15 protein-coding genes are annotated in these 19,699 nt (G+C 42.5%); 4 read left to right on the forward strand and 11 right to left on the reverse strand.

Annotation, left to right across the window (positions count from 1 at the left end):
* Positions 1-13: 13 nt before the first annotated feature.
* From MHB56_RS03310 to MHB56_RS03345, 8 genes are all read right to left on the reverse strand, one after another.
* Positions 14-673, reverse strand: a complete 660-nt coding sequence (locus MHB56_RS03310) for a methionine ABC transporter permease (protein WP_036688669.1) — start codon at positions 671-673, stop codon at positions 14-16.
* Positions 648-1,691 carry a methionine ABC transporter ATP-binding protein gene (locus MHB56_RS03315; protein ID WP_036688670.1) on the reverse strand — a complete coding sequence of 348 codons (1,044 nt, stop codon included), beginning with the start codon at positions 1,689-1,691 and terminating at the stop codon, positions 648-650. Before MHB56_RS03315 ends, MHB56_RS03310 begins: the two co-directional genes overlap by 26 nt.
* Positions 1,692-1,718: 27 nt before the next feature.
* A complete protein-coding gene (locus MHB56_RS03320; protein ID WP_341143256.1) occupies positions 1,719-2,879 on the reverse strand; it encodes an amidohydrolase in 1,161 nt (386 codons plus the stop codon).
* A gap of 20 nt (positions 2,880-2,899) precedes the next feature.
* Positions 2,900-3,571 (reverse strand): GntR family transcriptional regulator, encoded by a 672-nt coding sequence (locus tag MHB56_RS03325; RefSeq protein WP_052097124.1) that lies wholly within the window; start codon positions 3,569-3,571, stop codon positions 2,900-2,902.
* A gap of 261 nt (positions 3,572-3,832) precedes the next feature.
* Positions 3,833-5,185 (reverse strand): sodium-dependent transporter, encoded by a 1,353-nt coding sequence (locus MHB56_RS03330; protein WP_076127152.1) that lies wholly within the window; start codon positions 5,183-5,185, stop codon positions 3,833-3,835.
* A 250-nt stretch (positions 5,186-5,435) separates the two neighbouring features.
* Positions 5,436-6,083 carry a FusB/FusC family EF-G-binding protein gene (locus MHB56_RS03335; protein WP_036688678.1) on the reverse strand — a complete coding sequence of 216 codons (648 nt, stop codon included), beginning with the start codon at positions 6,081-6,083 and terminating at the stop codon, positions 5,436-5,438.
* A gap of 317 nt (positions 6,084-6,400) precedes the next feature.
* A complete protein-coding gene (locus MHB56_RS03340) occupies positions 6,401-7,273 on the reverse strand; it encodes a carbohydrate ABC transporter permease (protein ID WP_036688680.1) in 873 nt (290 codons plus the stop codon).
* 15 nt (positions 7,274-7,288) lie between these two features.
* Positions 7,289-8,245: an ABC transporter permease gene (locus MHB56_RS03345; RefSeq protein WP_036688682.1), complete on the reverse strand. Its 957-nt coding sequence runs from the start codon at positions 8,243-8,245 to the stop codon at positions 7,289-7,291.
* A 144-nt stretch (positions 8,246-8,389) separates the two neighbouring features.
* Here MHB56_RS03345 and MHB56_RS03350 point away from each other — a divergent pair, with 144 nt between their 5' ends.
* The 3 genes from MHB56_RS03350 (at position 8,390) to MHB56_RS03360 (ending at position 13,607) form a co-directional block, all read left to right on the forward strand.
* Entirely contained in the window at positions 8,390-10,201 is a 1,812-nt protein-coding gene (locus MHB56_RS03350; protein ID WP_036688684.1) for a sensor histidine kinase, read from the forward strand.
* 4 nt (positions 10,202-10,205) lie between these two features.
* Positions 10,206-11,816 (forward strand): response regulator transcription factor, encoded by a 1,611-nt coding sequence (locus MHB56_RS03355; RefSeq protein WP_076182774.1) that lies wholly within the window; start codon positions 10,206-10,208, stop codon positions 11,814-11,816.
* Between the two features lie 105 nt (positions 11,817-11,921).
* Positions 11,922-13,607 carry an ABC transporter substrate-binding protein gene (locus MHB56_RS03360; protein WP_076127158.1) on the forward strand — a complete coding sequence of 562 codons (1,686 nt, stop codon included), beginning with the start codon at positions 11,922-11,924 and terminating at the stop codon, positions 13,605-13,607.
* Between the two features lie 69 nt (positions 13,608-13,676).
* On the opposite strand, the gene MHB56_RS03365 is transcribed toward MHB56_RS03360, so the two are convergent.
* A complete protein-coding gene (locus tag MHB56_RS03365; RefSeq protein ID WP_076182776.1) occupies positions 13,677-14,810 on the reverse strand; it encodes an SGNH/GDSL hydrolase family protein in 1,134 nt (377 codons plus the stop codon).
* A gap of 152 nt (positions 14,811-14,962) precedes the next feature.
* Here MHB56_RS03365 and MHB56_RS03370 point away from each other — a divergent pair, with 152 nt between their 5' ends.
* The gene (locus MHB56_RS03370) at positions 14,963-15,508 is read left to right on the forward strand and encodes a CDP-alcohol phosphatidyltransferase family protein (RefSeq protein ID WP_076304574.1); all 546 of its coding nucleotides are present in this window, start codon (positions 14,963-14,965) and stop codon (positions 15,506-15,508) included.
* Here the strand turns inward: MHB56_RS03370 and MHB56_RS03375 are convergent.
* Positions 15,495-18,611, reverse strand: coding sequence for an ATP-binding response regulator (locus MHB56_RS03375; protein ID WP_341143257.1), 3,117 nt, complete (start codon positions 18,609-18,611; stop codon positions 15,495-15,497). The genes MHB56_RS03370 and MHB56_RS03375 overlap by 14 nt on opposite strands.
* 161 nt (positions 18,612-18,772) lie before the next feature.
* The gene (locus tag MHB56_RS03380) at positions 18,773-19,663 is read right to left on the reverse strand and encodes an AraC family transcriptional regulator (RefSeq protein WP_248548601.1); all 891 of its coding nucleotides are present in this window, start codon (positions 19,661-19,663) and stop codon (positions 18,773-18,775) included.
* Positions 19,664-19,699 lie beyond the last annotated feature (36 nt).

The raw sequence follows: 19,699 nt of genomic DNA on the forward strand, positions 1-19,699 counted from the left end.
GAATATGTAGTAACTAGTAACGGCGAATTTTTCTTGCTAGCGTGTTGCCTAAAGATTGAATACCTTGCACTAAAATAATCAGGATAATCACGGTGGCTACTACGACAACAGTGTCAAAGCGTTGGTATCCATATACGATCGCCAAGTCTCCCACGCCGCCTCCCCCTACCGTTCCAGCCATTGCAGTTGCACCTATCAAACCAATCGTCGCTGTAGTAAGAGACAGGATTAAGGATCCAACCGCCTCTGGCAATAAAAAGTACCAAATGACTTGAAAAGGAGTGGCTCCCATCGCCTCAGCGGCTTCAAGGATTCCCGGATTCACTTCAAGCAGTGAGTTCTCTACCAACCGTCCTATATAAGGTGCGATATAGATAATCAAGGGTACGATCGCTGCGCTTGTCCCAATTGAAGTATGAACAATCAATCGTGTGAAAGGCACAATCGCAACCAGTAAAATAATAAAAGGCAATGAGCGAATGATGTTGATAATTGGATTTAGTACGGCGTAAAGCGCTTTGTTCTCCAAAACCCCACCCGGACGAGTGATGACAAGCAATATCCCAAATGGGATCCCAATCAGGGAACCAACAAACAAGGAGAACCCTACCATTTGAATTGTTTCTATAATCGCCTGCAGAAATTGATCACCTGTTACTGTGGTCGAAAACATTAGATTCTACCTCCTCTACACCGACTCCATTTCTTGTTAAGAAAGATAATGCATTGTTAATCTCTGCTGCCTCACCATCGAATTGAATGATCACTGTTCCCAGTGTTGTTTCTTGAATCTCCGTCGTATTCGCAAATAAAATATTGACCTTTATATCGCAGGAGCGAATCATTTCAAACAGGATAGGCTCAGAGGCACTTGCTCCCACAAAATTAAGCTTGTACAGCTGACTTCCGGGTTCTGTTTTGATAGATTTCCGCACGCTAGAGGTCATGCTATTTTGAATAACCGTCTTCACGAAATTTTGCGTGGTCAGATGTTTTGGACTTCCGAATACATCTAGAACACTTCCTTGCTCAATAATCCGGCCTTCTTCCATGACCGCTACCTTGTTACAAATTTCTTGAATCACGGACATTTCATGTGTAATGATCATCACGGTAATGTTGTATTCAGCATTGATTTTTTTTAATAGCTGTAAGATAGAATGTGTGGTCTGTGGATCTAAGGCAGAGGTCGCTTCGTCACATAAAAGGATAGACGGATTCGAGGCAAGCGCTCTGGCAATCCCGACACGTTGCTTCTGACCACCTGATAGCTCACTCGGGTAACTCCCCGCTTTGTCACTTAATCCAACAAACTCTAGCAGCTCCATTACCCGCTGGCGGATTTCATTTTTATTCTTTTTTAGGAGAACTAGAGGGATCGCCACATTATCAAATACTTTTTTTGATTCTAATAGATTAAAATGTTGAAAAATCATTCCGATATTTTTCTTAGCGGTACGCAACTCTTTATCGTTGTATGTTCCCAAATCACGTCCAGCGACCATAACTTGTCCTTTGGTGGGTCTTTCCAAATAATTGACTAAACGAATTAATGTACTTTTCCCAGCACCGCTATAGCCGATAACCCCGAATATATCGCCTTTCTCGACCTTTAAATCGATTCCTTTAAGAGCATCAATAGTTGTCCCTTTCCGAGTGAACGATTTGTAAACATTCTTTAATTCAATCATTTCCATTCCCCTCAATCATCTTTAGGATTAAGCTTCCTCTTGCAGCTTCACCAGCGCTTGTTCTGCCAATAAAGCGAAGTACTTAGCAGCTGGCAATATCGCAGCTTCATCAACATCGAAACGAGGGTGATGTAAGGGATAGGCTGGACCCGATCCTATATTCACAAAAGCACCCGGTATCTGTTGTAAATAAAAAGAGAAATCTTCTCCACCCATCTGTGGAGGAATATCATGTACTTCATAGCCGAAATCTGAGGCGATCTCTTTGGTAAAGTCCGCCCATTCCCCATGATTTATCGTTGCGGGTGGACCTGGATACCAGTGTAACTGGGCCTCTGCCCCAGCTCCCGCAGCAATCCCTTCGATAAGACGAGTCATTTGTATTGGAATATTGCGGCGAATCTCTTCATTGTAAGTTCTTACTGTACCTTCTAATTCGACTTTTTCCGGCAATACATTCCATGTGAAGCCTCCATTAATTCGGGTAACACTTAACACTACTGGTTCCGTGGTGCTGTTTTGGCGACTTACGATGGTTTGTAGTGCGGTAATGATCTGAGCCGCAGTTACAATCGTATCCACACCTTTTTCAGGATAAGCAGCATGAGCGCCGACACCTTTTATTGTAATTTCAAACCGGTCAACACCGGCTGTTAAAGCTCCTGTTCTTGTTCCAAAAGCTCCCGTTGGCAAGTCAGGTGAATTATGGAGACCAAATATAGCCGCCACATCCTGGAGTCCTCCCGAGGCTAAGACACTTTCCGCCCCATGCCCTGTTTCTTCCGCGGGTTGAAACAATACTCTAACCTTTCCAGGTAGTTCATTTTCACGAGCCTTTAATAATAATGCAGCACCTAAAATAGTAGCCGTGTGAAAATCGTGACCACAGGCATGCATCTTTCCTGGGATCTCTGAGGCAAAGGACAATTCAGTTTGTTCCTCTATGGGAAGTGCATCAATATCACAACGAATGGCCACTATGGGTCCGTGACCCTGCCCGATCTCTGCGATGAGTCCGGTTTGTAAAGGTAAGTCAAGGATGTGAATATTGGCTTGGGTCAGCCATTCCCGTAATTTTGTTGTGGTTTTAAACTCTTCATACGCTAATTCAGGCTCACGATGCAGGTTTCTGCGAACCTTTATTAATTGATTAGCTAAAGCTTGCTCAACCTCATTTAGTGGTTTCATAGGTGATGTCTCCCCTTTCGTTATGCTTCCAGCTTTTCTTCAATCCCTTTGATGCGATCAAGCGCAGTCGATAGACTGCTTAAAATATGATCTTGCATGGCTTTTTCAGCACCATCTTCATTTTTAGCAGCGATCATTTGTAAAATAAGATCATGTTCTTCATCCGCTTGTGTGTTCCAATCCCCATGCATAGAGACGAATCGACAATAACGAAGCGAATGATCTCTTAATTGATTCAGAACCTTCTCGAAGGTTTTTAGTTCGCTGATTTCTGACAAATAATCATGGAACTCAAATCCATATGTAACAAAATTCTGATTATCACCAAGCTGGAACGAGTGTTTCATTTTTGTAATCATCGTCGTTAAATTCACAATATCTTTCTCTGTGGCATGCTTAGCTGCACTTCTTGCAATATAGCCTTCAAGCATGCTGCGAATAAGAAATATTTCTTCAACCTCTTTAAGGGTTACTGAAGCTACCCGCAGTCTTCCATTTGGCTGTCGAACCAGAAAATCCTCGTTCTCCAGTCTCTGTATCGCCTCTCTTAGAGGTGTGCGGCTGACCCCGAGCAAGGCCGCCAAATTTTCTTCATTTACAGGTTGATTCGGTTCAAACTCGCTATCAATAATTTTTTGTTTTAATTCATAGTAGGTATTATCCTTTGATAACCTTCGTGATCGTATCGCCATTTCTATACTGCTCCTCATCGATAATCTGTGGGGTCCGAATCCCAATAATATATTTGTATAATTGTATACAATTATTAGTTAAGAATGGATTGGTTAGTTACATTCCCTTCCATACCGTTCAAGCTTTTTTATACTATATTCCAATTATTCCACCTAGTCAAGTAGGAATTAAAAATCAATTTAATCCCCTCTTTTCAACACAAAAAAACTCTACAACCCTCAGGGGTTGTAGAGTTTTTTTTGGATAAATAAATTTCAGAATTAGAAGGAAATAATCCCCGAGGTATGGAGTAACACTAGGAACACTAGGATCGGCGCCACATAACGGAGCATAAACAGCCAAACACGGAACCAGCGCGCCTGTAGTCCAGCGGCTTCCGCTGCACCTTTCCAGAAATAACCGGCGAAGATGGTAATCAGCAGACCTCCAAGCGGCAGCATAATGTTAGAGGTGATAAAATCCAGCCCATCAAATAGAGATTTGCCACCAATCGTTAGCTCCGGGAACATCCCTAGTGACATCGCTAAAGGAATACTAAGAAGGAAACAGATCAGCGTCAAAATCCAAACCGAACGTTTCCGGCTCCAATTCCAGCGCTCCATTGTGAAGGATACAGGCACTTCAAGCAGCGATACAGCTGAGGTTAGAGCAGCAATCGCCAGCAAGATAAAGAACAAACCGCCGAAAAGCGCACCAAAAGGCATAGCCGAGAAAGCGGCTGGCAAAGCGATAAAAATCAGCGAAGGCCCCTGATCAGGAGCAATACCAAATGAGAACGTCGTCGGAAAAATAATCAAGCCTGCGATAAAAGCATATAACAAATCTCCTGCACCGATTGCGATTGCAGCGGTACCCAGCGATTGTTTTTTATCAACATAAGATCCGTAAGTCAGGAGAATCCCCATCCCGAGCGATAATGAAAAGAAGGCATGTCCCAATGCAACTAGCGCAGATTCCGCTGTCAACACTGAAAAGTCCGGTTTTAGGAAAAAAGATACCCCTGCGGATGCACCCGGTAAGGTTACTGCGCGAATCATTAACACTACAAGGAGTACGACCATACCAGGAATTAATACTTTGTTAAATTTCTCAATCCCGCCTGATACGCCAAGGATGACTACACCCGCCGTAATCAGAATGGCTATCCCCTGCCAAACGATCGGCATATATCCAGAGACAAACGAATTGAATTCGCCTGCATAATCAGTAGTGCTGAATAGTTGTCCATTAAAAGCAATCATCGAATAGTTCAGCGTCCAGCCAGCAACAATAATATAAAAGGAGAGAATTAGAAACGGCGCAAGTACCTGCAACATTCCAGCTGCAAACCAACTCTTCCCGCCTCCAGCCCGCATAAAAGAGGTCGCCGCGCTACCACGCCCGCTGCGTCCGATAGCCAGTTCTGCCAACAGCACCGGTAACCCTATCAGCACTAAACAGACGATGAAAAGCAGGAAAAAAGCTGCCCCCCCATTTTCTCCTGTAATATAAGGAAACTTCCACATATTCCCTAGCCCAACCGAGCTGCCGATGGCGGCAAAAATAAAGCCCGCGGAAGAGAAGCGTTCCTCCTTCTCCGAGAGAAGATTTTTGTTACCCTTCATTTGATTCATTATAACGCCCCGTTTTCTTTTTTAGACCTCATTATAGCTTAAGTAACAAAGCACGTCATATGGAAATTTTCTGACTATTTTTATAACCACTCGAATTCTCTGTTTGTAAACGCTTATATTATTTATTCAGCTCTTGAATCTCATTATATCCACTAATGTCGTGCCTCATTGCTTCAATGAAACGGATTGTCTAAATCCTGACAATATTTTTAACAAAAAAGGCTCCCACTAAGGGAGCCTTTTCTAAACATTATTTGCGGACAGAGAGAATGAACCTCTCAAGCTTAGCTGTATCGGTTATGCTCCGATTACATTCCTGATTATCCAGACATACGTATTGACCCACAGCAGAAATATTATCCGGCGAAACGTTCACATTCTTGGTCTTAACATAAAAGAATGCAAGCTCTTGATGCCGATTGCAGAACATGCAGTACCCTTTTTTGTGCGTTGGTGTGATTCTACCCTCAATACCAATGAACTGTCCTTCGTACGGATAGATAATGAATAATTTATTACTGGCAATATCTATCCAACTCAAATACGTTATGTTGCGATAGTCGATGAGTTGTAGATCAGGTACTTTCAGTTTCTTATTCTTAGGGAATAGCTTCTGAATCTGCTTCAGCGTAATCGTCGGATATGACTCTAGGTATGGTTCTAATTCACTAAGATATCTCTGGAAATCTTCTGCAGTTTCGAAGGTCGATATTTGTTCCAGCATCTGCTTGTGATTCTCCGTAAGAGAAGGAAATGCCTCAATAATGTTCGTAGCAGCACTATATCTTACAGTCTCCAAGACTCTACGATCCGCAACGGTTCGCAGGGTATGCAGAACAAATTTCGTTTGTTTCTTAATTAAGTTATATTGATGGTTTCTAATAAATGGTGTACACATCGCTTTTCAGCCCCTTATTTATATTAAAAGTTCATAAGGTGCAAAGCCCATTTATAGAAACGATAAAATTAAGTTGGGCGATATATCCATCCATCGCACCTCACGCAAAGTATCGCCCTATATTAGGCTTTGCGTGAGGAACTTCTAGCTAATGGGCATTTCAACATTAGCACTGTACCACCTCCGAGCATATTTCATGCCAAAAGTATAGCACCGTATTTTAGAAGGCGCAATTCATCTGGGAATGCTTATTTGCATGCCATACCTACAAAAAAAGGGAGCTACATGGACTAGTCCAGTAACTCCCTCTTTTTTGACTATTCTTTTACTGCTCCGACTACAATCCCTGTCACAAAATAACGTTGCAGGAATGGATAAACCAACAATATTGGTAGCGCACTTATGAAAATCTGTGAAGCCCGTATGGTTCGTTGAGACAAGTTAGCTACAGCTGACGGATCAAGCTTGGACATATCTGCCTGAACGATAATGGTCTGCATAAACGTCGCCAGTGGCAGCTTATCCGAATCTCTGATATAGATTATACCGTCAAAGTAAGAGTTCCAATGGCCCACCATCATGAATAGGGAAACTGTTGCAATGACTGGTAAGGAGACTGGTAAATATATTTTCAAAAAGGTCTTAAAATGTCCTGCTCCATCAATAAAGGCTGCTTCCTCAAGGTCCTTAGGTACACCACGGAAGAAGTTCAGCAGCAAAATGATGTTAAATACGGCTACCAATCCAGGTAGGATAAGTGCCATCAAAGAATTCATCAGCCCGAGCTTTAGAATCAGGATATATCCCGGAATCAGACCCCCACTGAACAGCATGGTTACGACAAAATACCAAAGATAGATATTACGCGCCCGGAAAACTCTAGTTTCCTTAGAAAGAGCATAGGCTGCAACCGTATTTACTACCAGTGCAAGTGCTGTTCCTAGTATTGTCCGCTCTACCGACACCCACAGGGATGTAAGAAAATTAGTGTTGTTAAAAGTTTTTGCATAGGCCTCCAAAGTGAAGCCAATTGGCCAAAAGGTGACCAACCCAGCATTGGCTGGGGCGGACGCACTAAGAGATACCATGAGTAAGTGATACAATGGCAGCAAGCAGAGCACCGAAAGGATAGTTAGGAGCACATTATTGAATATGCTAAATATTCGATATGGAAGGGTTTTATGGTACATTTGTTGTCATCCTTTCTAGAAAATTCTGTACCCTGCAAATCTATAGGCAAGTCGGTATGAAATAACGATTAGAATTAAACTAATTGCTGATTTAAAAAGATTAACTGCGGTCGCAAAGCTGAATTGTCCGCTGAGAAGACCTTCTCTATATACAAAGGTATCAATGATATCCCCTTGTTGATAGATCAAAGGACTATATAGGTTAAATACCTGGTCAAAGTTGGCGTTCAATACATTGCCCAGTGCCAAGGTCGCAATTACAATAGCAATTGGAATAAGTGCTGGTATGGTAATATACATCGTTTGCTTCCAGCGACCTGCCCCATCCACTTCAGCAGCTTCATAAAGTGATGGATTAATGCCGGATAGCGCAGCTAGGAAAATGATCGTGTTGAAACCAAATTCTTTCCAAACATCACTGGCTATGATGGTAAATCGGAACCAGTTGCCGTCCCCTAGAAAAAAGATCGGTTTTATGCCGAAAACGGACGAAATAAACTGATTCACGATCCCTGTTTGTGCTAGGATATCGATCAGAATTCCTGAAAGGGTAACCCATGACAAGAAATGCGGTAGATAGACGAGTGTTTGAATAGATCTTTTAAGGCCCATATTCCTTACCTCATTAAGCAACAAGGCGAATATAAAAGGAATAATCAGGTTCAAAACAATTTTGGAGCAAGCAAAAAACAGTGTGTTCCAGGTAATTTGCAGGAAGTAATCGTTCTCCCACATGTACCTAAAATGCTTAAGTCCGACCCATTCGGAATCAAAAAATCCTAATGCAGGCTTATAATCCTGAAATGCCATGAGTATTCCTGACATGGGGATATAAGAAAAAATAAAAACCATAATTGCCGCCGGTAATACCATGAAGTGGAGCACCCATGGTTGTTTATAGCCTTTTTTTCTTTTTCTTTTTATACTTGGTTTATTTTCCAGGCCTACCTGCTGTATTGAATTAGCCTCCATAGCTCTCTCCTGTTCCCAAAAAAAATATTTTGTGTGTGATGGGGATCTCTGCTATAAATAGTATCAGGCGTTTCTCAGGTTTGACTATATAACATTGTTAGGCTTGATATGGTTTTATTAGGACATCATCTGGAGGGTACATTTATGAATATTTGGAAGCGCTTTACATCCCTGAGAGAATTAACACAATCCCGGTTTAGTTTGTTTGCCAAAATAAACTGCCTGATCATACTCTTGTTCATCCCCATTATTATCATGTATACCTTTTCAAATAACGTCACATACGATGTTGTAAGCAAAGAGCTGCAGGTGTCCAATACGAAGCAGCTCACTTTTCTGTCCAGTCAAATTGATTCGCGTATTAATCAGATGATGGACTTCACCCTTATCCTTTCTAGAGATCCCAATGTCAGAGCCTTCAACGGATTAAACATTTGGGCGGATCGATATGATCAGATGCAGACCCGGTATGTCATTCAGGAAAAGATGGTGCTTCAATCCGGGGTTGCAGATATTTGGCCTGCCAGATATGCCGTACATTCACAGCAAAATAAAGATGTCATCTCCAACTACAATCGAGCATTTGGGTATGATGAGGATTACTTAAAAAGAAATATGAGTGGAAAATGGACGTATGGCGATCACAGCTTGGAATCTAAAGACGAGTTAAAATCCTTCTACTGGTTCTATACAGATTCCTTAGCTCAGCCGGGGATGTTGACGGGAAGCAACTTGGTGATTGAGGCCAGCTTCAGTTATGAGAATATTCAGAACATGCTGGATACGTACAAGGAAGGTGGACAAGGTGATCCTTTTCTCTATCATAAAGGGAACTCGCCAATTCTGAATCGCAGTGCGGACAAGCAGCTATCTGAAGAACTCATTCGTTACCTGGATAAACACTCACCTGAGAATACTACCCAGGATGTAGTCAAACTCAATGGCAAGAACTACTTGGTCAGCTCTGTGAAGTCCTCCTATTTGGATTGGAATTTAATAGATGTTGTCCCTCTATATCAAATCCTAAAACCCATTTCGCTCAGTCAGGATTTGTTCTATATCTCGATGATTTTGCTGTTTGTTATGGGAATTTCCGCTTCCATATTACTATACAGAAATGTTCAATATCCTATCAAAAAGCTAATTAAAGGCTTACGGCGCGTGCAGCGTGGAGATTATTCTGTACGTCTTCATAACGAGGGCCGGAACGAGTTTTCGTTTCTATTCCATCGCTTTAATGATATGTCCCATCAAATTCAAGACCTGATAGAGAATGTGTTCAATGAGAAAATCCGTGCCCGCGAAGCTACACTTAAGCAACTGCAGGCGCAAATCAATCCGCATTTTCTCTATAACTGCCTTGGTTATATTATCAATATGGCCCAAATGAAGGATGAGGACGCTGTCGTCTCCATGGCTTATAATTTAAGTGCTTACTACCGTTATACTACCCGAATGGAACGGGAAACCGCGTCACTGGATGAAGAAATCAAGCTGCTCGTCAACTATTTGGATATTCAAAAGCTGCGCAATGCCAGAATTGATTATCATATCGAAATCCCTGAGAACATGTTAAGCCAGTCTGTGCCACGTCTAATGCTACAACCTATTGTGGAGAATTCAGTCATTCACGGAGTGGCCAAATCGTATTCATCGGGTGAGATCAGCATTAGTGGTGAGATTTCGAACGGCTTCTGCAAGATCTACATTGATGACGACGGACCTGGCTTGAATCCGGAGCAGCTGGAAGCTTTGAATCGTAAAATGCAGGAGCCATTGCAGGAAGAAATGGGCTGCGGGCTCTGGAATACGAATCAGCGGATCATGCACCTGTTCGGCAATCAATCCTGTCTAACCTTTAAACCATCCCCTCTTGGAGGTTTCCGAACAGAGATTATCTGGGAAATCCCTACGGAGGATGAATATTCTAAATTTAAGAATCATCAAGGAGAATAACAACATGCAAATGATTATAGTAGACGATGAAGCACACTGGGTAGATAATCTTGCCATGACTAAACCCTGGCATACGCTAGGCATTGAACAGGTGCATAAAGCGTATTCGGCACGTGAAGCACTACAAATTATCGATACCAACCCTATTGATATTGTGATCTCGGATATCCAAATGCCCGAAATGACGGGAATTGAATTAATAGAGCGGATAAGAAAACGTGATAAAAAGATTAAATGTATTATTTTATCAGGCCATTCGGAGTTCGATTACGCCAAAAAAGCACTTCAGCATAATGCCGTCGATTACTTGCTTAAGCCACCTACCGATGATGAAATTATCGGTGCAGTCAAAACTGCCATCGAGCAATTGAACACAGAATGGGAACTTATCAGTTCGCTTAAAAGAACCCAGTTTACCCTTCGTGAGAATCTGCCGCTTTTACGTGGTCAACTGCTGCTTGATGCCTTGCAAGGTCATCAATTTCAAGCTGGCGAATGGGAACGGAAGCTCGTAACTTATGATTTGCCCTTCCATTCTGGCGATTGCGCTTTGATGCTTGTACGCATGGAAGAAGAATTTAGCCATTATAACAATAATGATCAAACCTTAATTGAATATGCCATCATCAATATGGCTGAAGAGATTATGGGTGAGTTTATGCAGGTCTGGGGCGTTAAAGAGGAACATGGATATCTTGTGTTTCTGCTTCAGCTTAAAGAGAAAGGATCCGACATCGGCAAAGAAACCATCCTAGAAAAGCTTTCTTTACAGCTTCAGTATAAGGTTAAGCAATTTCTGAAAGGTTCCCTGTCCATAGTAATCACCGAGTGGTTCCAGTTTCCCGAGAAGGTGTCGAGCCGTTTCCGTCAGGCTACAGCTTATTTCCGGCAGATCGTGGGAGACGAGCGCGAATTCGTAATGCGGGTCAGCGAATTTGAACCTTCCACTACCCAAGGACCTTTGGATGCCCTTTACACCCCGCCGACACTAATACACCTGCTTGAAAGTGGGCATTGGGATGCTGCGCAAGAGAAACTACTCGCTGTCTGCGCGGAGCTGGATGAGAAATGGTCTGAATCGTGGGAGCATTGCATGGAGGCCGGTTTTTTAATCACTGCATCCTTCACGAATCTCGCACACCGAAATGGGCATACTCTAGCTAACTTAGCGGGAGACGATCTCGGTTGGTTGCAAAGCGGTGAAGCGTTCTCGACCATCGGTAAACTTAGAAAATGGTCCCTGAGCATTCTGAGCAAATTGAAAGAGGGAACGTCTAACGAAATTAAAGACATCAGGTCTGAATATGTGAAAAAGATTCAAGATTTCACAGACAAAAACCTGCATTTAGATGTTTCATTACGGGTTCTGGCTGACCATGTAAACCTCCATCCGACTCATTTATCAAAAATTTATAAGATTGAAACGGGTGAAGGAATAAGCGATTATATCTCGCGCCTGCGCATGGATCGCGCCTGCCATAAGCTGAAGACTACCTCTAAAAAAGTCTATGAAATCAGCATGGAGATTGGCTATATGGACCCTGCTTATTTTATAAAAGTGTTCAAACGACAGTTCGGAGTAACGCCGCAGGAATATCGAGACAATAATAAATAGCATGATAGAGTCCTATCGAAACTAAAAATCTCATATAGATGCCATCCCCGACTAGTTGTTAAAGTTACACTTGTAAAGATCATACACAGTAGGGGGAATTAAAGAATGATCAAGTTCAAAAAAATGTGGTCGTTGTTAACGGTCACAGCACTTATCACACTCACAGCCTGTGGCAGTGGCGGCGGAAATAATGAAAACGCCAAACAAAACAATACCACATCGTCTGAGACTAGTTTATCTGAAGCAGATGCTGCTTTTGAAAAAGGTAAATACGATCCACCCATCGAGTTCAGTTCGGTATTGATGCCGAAGAAATATGTTCAAGGTGATACCAAAGAAAACAATGTTCACGATCGCTGGATGCTGGAAACACTGGGCATGAAGCATAAAGATACTTGGTATCCTGCCAATGACGATCAATACAGACAAAAGCTTCAGCTTGCCATTGCTTCTGGCGAAAAGCTGCCTGACTTCGTTTCTGTACCAACCAATGCAGTATTGACCAATCAACTGATTGATTCCGGTCAGTTCATTGCTATCGATGAGTTGTTCGACAAATATGCTAATAAAATTCTAAAAGATCATGCTGCAGCACACCCAGAACTTTGGTATCCATTCACAAAAGACGGTAAGAAATACAATATGCCGATCCTTGAATATACTGATAATGACGATACTCTTCTCTGGTTACGTGAAGATTGGATGGAAAAGCTGAACCTTCAGGCTCCAAAAACAATCGCCGATCTTGAGAATATCATGGACAAATTTAAGAACGAAAACCCTGACGGTCTAGCACCTAAAGATGTTTTCCCACTTGCGATTTCTTTGAAAAATAATACAAACACCTGGATGGGCCAACTCGACTGGTTATTCGGTGCTTACGGTACGATTGAGGAACAATGGAATAAAGATGCCGACGGCAATCTAGAATACGGTTCCATTAACCCTGGTGCTAAACAAGCCCTTGCTAAGCTTAGTGAGTGGATGGACAAAGGTTATATTCACACAGACTCTGCACTTTGGGATGAAGGTAAATCTGCTGAAAGCTGGACAAAAGGCGCCGCAGGTATTCTACCAGGGGCAAACTGGGTTCCAGACTGGCCGGCTCCCGATCTTATGAAAAATGTACCTGGAGCGAAGATCAAAGCTTATCCGGTTCCAGCAGGTCCAGACGGACTCATCGGTACCAAATGGCAGAACTCTGGGGTAAACGCTAGTATCATGATTAACAAAGATGCTAAGCACCCTGAAGCAATTTTCTTATACTACAACTACTTGCTTGATAACCTAGCTAATCCAGCAGCTGGTAGTGAATTTGAATACGGCTTTGCTAAAGGCTACGATTGGGACATGATTGATGGAAAGCCTACTAGTGATAAAGAGAAGATTAAAGACTTCTCCAATGAGTTTCCTTTCTTAACTGGACCGGCTCGTATTCCTGATCTGTTCATGAAGACATTGGTTAAACTTGCTGATGGTGAAACCCCTGTAACTCCTTATGAAAAACAAATGGCTGAGTTCCGTAAACCGGAAAACTGGGCCGCTGCAAAAGTTGTTATGTCACAAATAGACATTCGTAGACAGAACTATTTCACTGGCGCTGCGACACCAACGATGGTATCCAAATGGAATCTGCTTCGTCAATCCGAAATGGAAACCTTCAACAAAATCATTTACGGTAAGCTACCTGTAGATGCCTTTGACTCCTTTGTTTCCAACTGGAAAGCAAATGGTGGTGATCAAATCACCAAAGAAGTTAACGAATGGTTCAAGTCTGTATCTACCAAATAGACTAAAGTAAATAAAAACAAGCCAGAGCGTGATCCTTTCGCTCAGGCTTGTTTTTTTATGAATTCCTCATTAACTTTCGCTCGCTAGAATCCCTTTCAAATACCCCGTCAACTCTTTTGCCGCTTGTTCATGAGCTAATGCTCCCGGATGACTTCTTGCCCCTATGGTCTCATCCGTCATATTTGGAAGCTGCAATACAGAAACCTGCTTGTCCCCTGTTTTCTTGCTATAAACATCGACCGCCCGGTAGATCGCTGGCATCATCGGGATACCAAGCATCCCATATGCCCATACGAGATGTGCATGTTGATTATTTTTTCTAAGCTTCATCAGAAATTTCTCAGCGGCATCGACAAAAGCTTGTATATCATCCTCATGATAGGTCCCGTCTTCATTTAAGCGTTGTTTATGGCTCTCCCCTGTTACCTCATCTTTCCATTCTGGCGATTGAAAGGCGCCCCCATCATTTGTTCCTAGATTAACTACCACAACATCTGGCTGCCAGGTTTCAAAAGAATGTTCTTGAAAAGCTCCTAAAGCTTCGTTTTTTGCTCCAGTTAGAAGACCACAAACCTGCTCATAACAATCAGGGATATTACCGTGCGGATTATTATCCCAGCTAGTAAGGACTCCCCAGCCACTTTGAGAAATAACTCTATATTCTGCATTTAAAGCATCTGCTGTCATTCTGGTATAGTTGTTGATGGCGCTAAACCACATTGGAATCCAATCTTCTTCAGCCTTGGCACCTATACTTCCTTCTCCGGATGTGATGCTGTCACCTATGAACTCTATCTTGTGGGGTTTGTCCGCAACCGGCAGGAATTTTCCATCCATCTTCACCGCATGTATCTGCAAAGAGCAGCCAGGATCTCCACTCATTGCCTGCACATCTTTTACAATACGAATATTGTTGACAACACGATCATTCATGCCTCTAAATACACAAATCCAATACCTGCCTGCTACTAACATTTGTCTGCTAACAGGAACGGAATTGATCAGGATGCTAATCCAGGGTTCATAAACATCATAATCTGCTTCTACTTCAAGCCATAGCTCAGAGCTTTTAACATTTAATTCGACCGCACTGCCTGTCCAAAATAACGTTAGTGGAGAAAGTGACCCTGTTGTTCTGCCGTGAATTTTCAGATGTTCGATATCAGCTAATGTATGTACCTTTAAGTTTGTATTCTGCTTCATAAAATCCCTCCTAATTTACCGCTAGAATCCTAATCTATACTTCTACTTCACTACTTCTTCAATACTATCTTATAATCCTTTTCCAAATAGCATATACTCTTCCTCTGGTACAATAGAATTAAATGAGGTCATGAACAAAGGTGGGATTGAAGTTGAAAGTTATACCTAACTGTATTACACTTGGCAGAATTATTTTGGCAATAATGCTGTTATTCTTCGAGCCGCTAAGTTCGGCCTTTCTTGCAATTTATATCCTTTGCGGAGTCACCGATCTGATAGATGGTCCAATTGCCCGAAAATCAGGCACAACAAGTAATCTCGGAGCAAAGCTGGATTCTGCTGCCGACACGATACTAATCGGGATCTGCTTATTTACTTTGTATCCGTATCTGGGTCTTACCCTCGAATTCATCCTATGGATCTTCTTGATCGCGGCCATCCGCATAACATCGACAGGGATTGCCCTCCGCAGATTCAAAACTTACGCAAGTATCCATACCTACGGCAATAAACTCACCGGGCTTCTCTTATTTGTAACTCCTATATGGCTTTCCCATAGTAACCACACCATTTGGACAACCATTGTCTGTATAGTTGCAACCTTATCCGCTGTGGAAGAATTGATCATCCAAATCACATCCACTCAATTACAGCTGGACAGAAAAGGATGGTTTTATAACCCTCCTAATCAGGAATAATGAAAGATACCGTAGTTCCCACCCCAGAAATACTTTGAATCTTCAAGCCTTGTCCATATAATTGTGTTAATCTCCGATCTGTATTAAGGAGCCCAATTCCTTGATCCTTAAGACTTTTTGGTTGCAATAACTTACTGACTTGAGCTTCATCCATTCCAATCCCCGTATCAGCAATGATAAAATGAACAGCCTCCGCATGTGTCTCGATGTGAATACGCAAGGTTCCACCTTTTGCCCGACTTAAGATCCCATGCCGGACGGCGTTCTCGACCAGTGGCTGAATGGTCAGCGGAGGAATTAGAAGCTGTAGATTCGCGTCTACCTCCCATTCAACCTGCAGCCTCTCCTCAAAACGCTGCTGCTGGATATATACATAATTCTCGACCAGCTCCAGCTCTTGCGACAGCGAAACAAGTTTGCCTGCATTTAAGAAGTCAAAGCTGATCCGCAGATAAGTAGTGAATGCATCTGAAAGATCTTTCATTTTGACAGTGTCAAAATCACTCAAGGACATAATCGAATTTAATGTATTAAAGAGAAAATGTGGATGGATCTGCGCTTGTAAATAAGCAGCCTCCATTCTCAAACGATCATTGACTGCTTGCTTCATAGAAGTGAGCGACGAAGCACGATACTTCAATTCCATGGCATCTACTGGCTTGGTTACATAGTCATTAGCGCCAGCCAAGAAACCTGCATAGACATCCTCCTGCTCACTGCGAGCGGTCAATAGAATAATAGGAAGTTCATACATCGTGAACCGCTCGCGTATCAATCTTGTCAATTCATATCCAGACATGCCCGGCATCATCACATCAGCGATAACCAAATCGAACTGCTCATGATGCAACATATCCAGCGCCTCACGGGCTGAAGTCGTTGTATCAATCCGATAGGCTCCATCTGATAAAATATTTTGCAGAACTTTTAAATTGACCGAATCATCATCAACCGCTAGCACATGTATGATGTCAGCGTCTGTATCGAGCTTCGAGAGTGCCTCTACTTCCTTTGTGTTATAGGTGGCAGCCACCATAGCTGATTTCTCCGCAGTTATCCACGTACTGAATGGTGACAATGGATCCGAATCTTTTTCTGTATGAACATCTGGAATAGATGACTTCAGGCTCCCTTTAGCTACAGGTAATTTGAAGCTGAACTTACTTCCCTGACCCGGCTGCGATTGCAGCAATAATTCACTGCCATGCAGTTCGACCAGCTCCTTACAGATACTAAGCCCCAACCCAATGCCGCCTTGACCGTAAGCCCCTTGTTCATAGCGCATAAAAACACGCTTTTTCAAAGCTTCATCCATACCTACTCCTGTATCCGTAACATGTATCCATACATCCCCACCCACTTGTTCTGCGGCCAGTTCAACACTTCCCTGTTCGGTGTACTTTAGTGCGTTATGAACCAAATTAATCAGAATCTGCACCAATCGCTCCTCATCAGCATAAACACGCGGCAGATTCTCATCTATAGACATTCGAAGCTCCACCTTCGTCCCACCGGTTAAGAAACGTAACATATCCAGTACACCTTCAGCCAATGACCTCACTTGCAGCGCCTTTATTTTCATCACAATCCGCTTATCCTGCAATCGCACAACATCAAGCAAGTCATTCAGCATAAGCGACATCCGGCGACTGACCATAATTAGCAATTCCATGTCACGCTGGCTCTCTTCATCCAGCACATGTTTTTTTCTTGTTAACACACTTTGGGCAATATTCATAATCCCATGCAGTGGAGTGCGCAGCTCATGTGACGTATTGGCTAGAAAACGGTCCTTTAATTTATTGGATTCCGCCAATTGAGCGTTCAGTAACACATTTTGATGGGATTGATGAAAATATCTCCTAAACCAATAGGCGGAAAATGCGGCAAGGGCAGCAATTAAATCTACGGGATAAAACATAAATTGTGAGCTACCGGCATAGTAGACAGCCCCCCACAACATATTATTTAGTACTGCTAACACTGAAAACAATAAAAATAGAGCACCTTCAGCTCGTAAGGCTACCATCTTCCAAAAATAATATACCGTCCAACACACTGGAACGTAATACAGGATCATGTAATACCCTTTTCCGATGATATATAACACTGCCTCTTCAGGACCTACAATAATAAATAAAGTAAAAATGAGAACTGACAGGATGTAACTATAAAACGCCTTGCCTTTCCGTCGATTCCCCAATAGTTCTCTTCCCATCAATAAAAGGAATAAACAAAACCCTATATACGAAAGAACCTTTAACCTCAGCATCCAGGCAAAATCAACATGAAGAAACCTGAACAACAGTCCATTATGTTCAACCCCAATGGATACAGCCGCAGCGACCATCATTAGGAAAAAAATAATCAGCTCTGTTTTTCGTACATCCATCAGATAGATAATCAATAAATACAACCCATGTAGAAGAAGCATGACCCCTACGACTAGCTGCAAGCCAATGGAATTCCAGTATATAGTGTCTACCCCATGTTGAATGCCAAACTCCACGGACCGAATTATGCCCCCTTTTAGTGGAGACTCATAGTTTGACGTCCGAACAAACAGATCCAGATGCTTCTGATCTGTAGGTGTATAACTGATTAAGAATGCTTTCGTCACATAAACATGCTCTTCCTTCTCGTCAGATAACACTCCAAACCGTGAGAGAATTGTTCCATTAATCTCCACTTCAGAAGAAGTATAGATGGATTGGAACCAAAAGCTAAGTGGCTCAGACAAGGGACGATCTAGCAGAATCCGCAAATGATAAGTTCCGTATCCATACGCCTTCTTTTGCTCAGCAGAATTGAATACAGAATTCCAGTTACCCGGCACCTGAAGCATCTGGCCTTTTAAAACACCATCCACATTGGCGGCATTCACCCATTGTTCAGGATAAAACTCCCATTCTCCATCCAATGGAAAGGAGCTTAGTGATTCAAGGTCTACTCCCCGCAAATCGAGCACACCTTGCTCCACTACAGGAGGATTGGACAGAGTAAAATGATTGTACCAGCTCCAGCGTATTGCAATCAGCAGGCAGATGAATACTACTATGTACAACATATGACTTAACTTAATTTTATTCTCCGAAGTTCTCATAGACTCCTCATTCGTCAATAGTATTTAATAGTGCTATATCCCTATCTCCAACTTTGAGCAATACAGTATGATTATACTATATTAAGAGGCCTATAGACGTATGTAATCCTATGTTCAGAGGAAAAAAACCAACCATCCCAAAGAGCAGATGGTCGATTCCTTTATTGTGATTTATTGATTAAAGCAGATCGCATCGCCGCGAACTTACTAGGCATTACTCCCACATTTGTTTTGAACGTCCGACTGAACAGATGAATACTAGAAAACCCCACATCTTCGGCAATCTCCGTTAGATTTTGCTTTCCCTGAATGATTCTCAATTTAGCCTGCTCGATACGAACATGCTTCAAATAATTATGAATGGTCACCCCAAGCTGAGTCTTGAACACATACGACAAATGATTGGCAGTCACCCCAACATGCCTACTGATAGATTCATTACTTAACTGCGGATCTTGATAACACTGGTGCATGTGATGAATGGCGCCTTCAATTAAAGGCCATCCTTTGGTTCTCTTCCCTTCCGTTCCTTTGGACAGGTTCTGATTTCTAAAGAACAGAAACAACAATTCCAAACAGATAGACTTGTTGATTAATACCCCGCCGTACGTTGGATCTAGCAGCTCTTTTTGCAGTTGCATGAATCTTCTCTTCAATTCGATTCGATCTGGGAGCTGCAGATGAGATAGCGGATAAATATCAGCAAGCTGCATTTCACTTGGCATGATATCCTGGATCCCGGGCCTAAGTCCATCCGCTTGATCCGATGAGCTTTTATCCTCGTTATCGTACAAATCAAAATGAAAGATATACTGCACTAAGGGTAAAGCCGAGGTGGACCTAATTATATGGGGCAAGCATGGATGCATGAGCAGCACATCCCCTTCTCGAACCAGGAACTTCACCCCATTCAAGAAAAACTCCGCCTCTCCCTGATCTATATAGGTATACACGTGATCTTGATCCAACCATTCACCTGCTAGTAAGGAGGATTCCATGACTTTGGCTACTCGAACATAAGGGGAAATGCTGTTCATCCACGACTCATTCACCTCGAATCTTCTCCTTCTTCTGACATTTTATTGATC

Origin of the sequence: Paenibacillus sp. FSL H8-0315, from assembly GCF_038005365.1 — a bacterium.
GTDB lineage: Bacteria > Bacillota > Bacilli > Paenibacillales > Paenibacillaceae > Paenibacillus_AQ > Paenibacillus_AQ odorifer.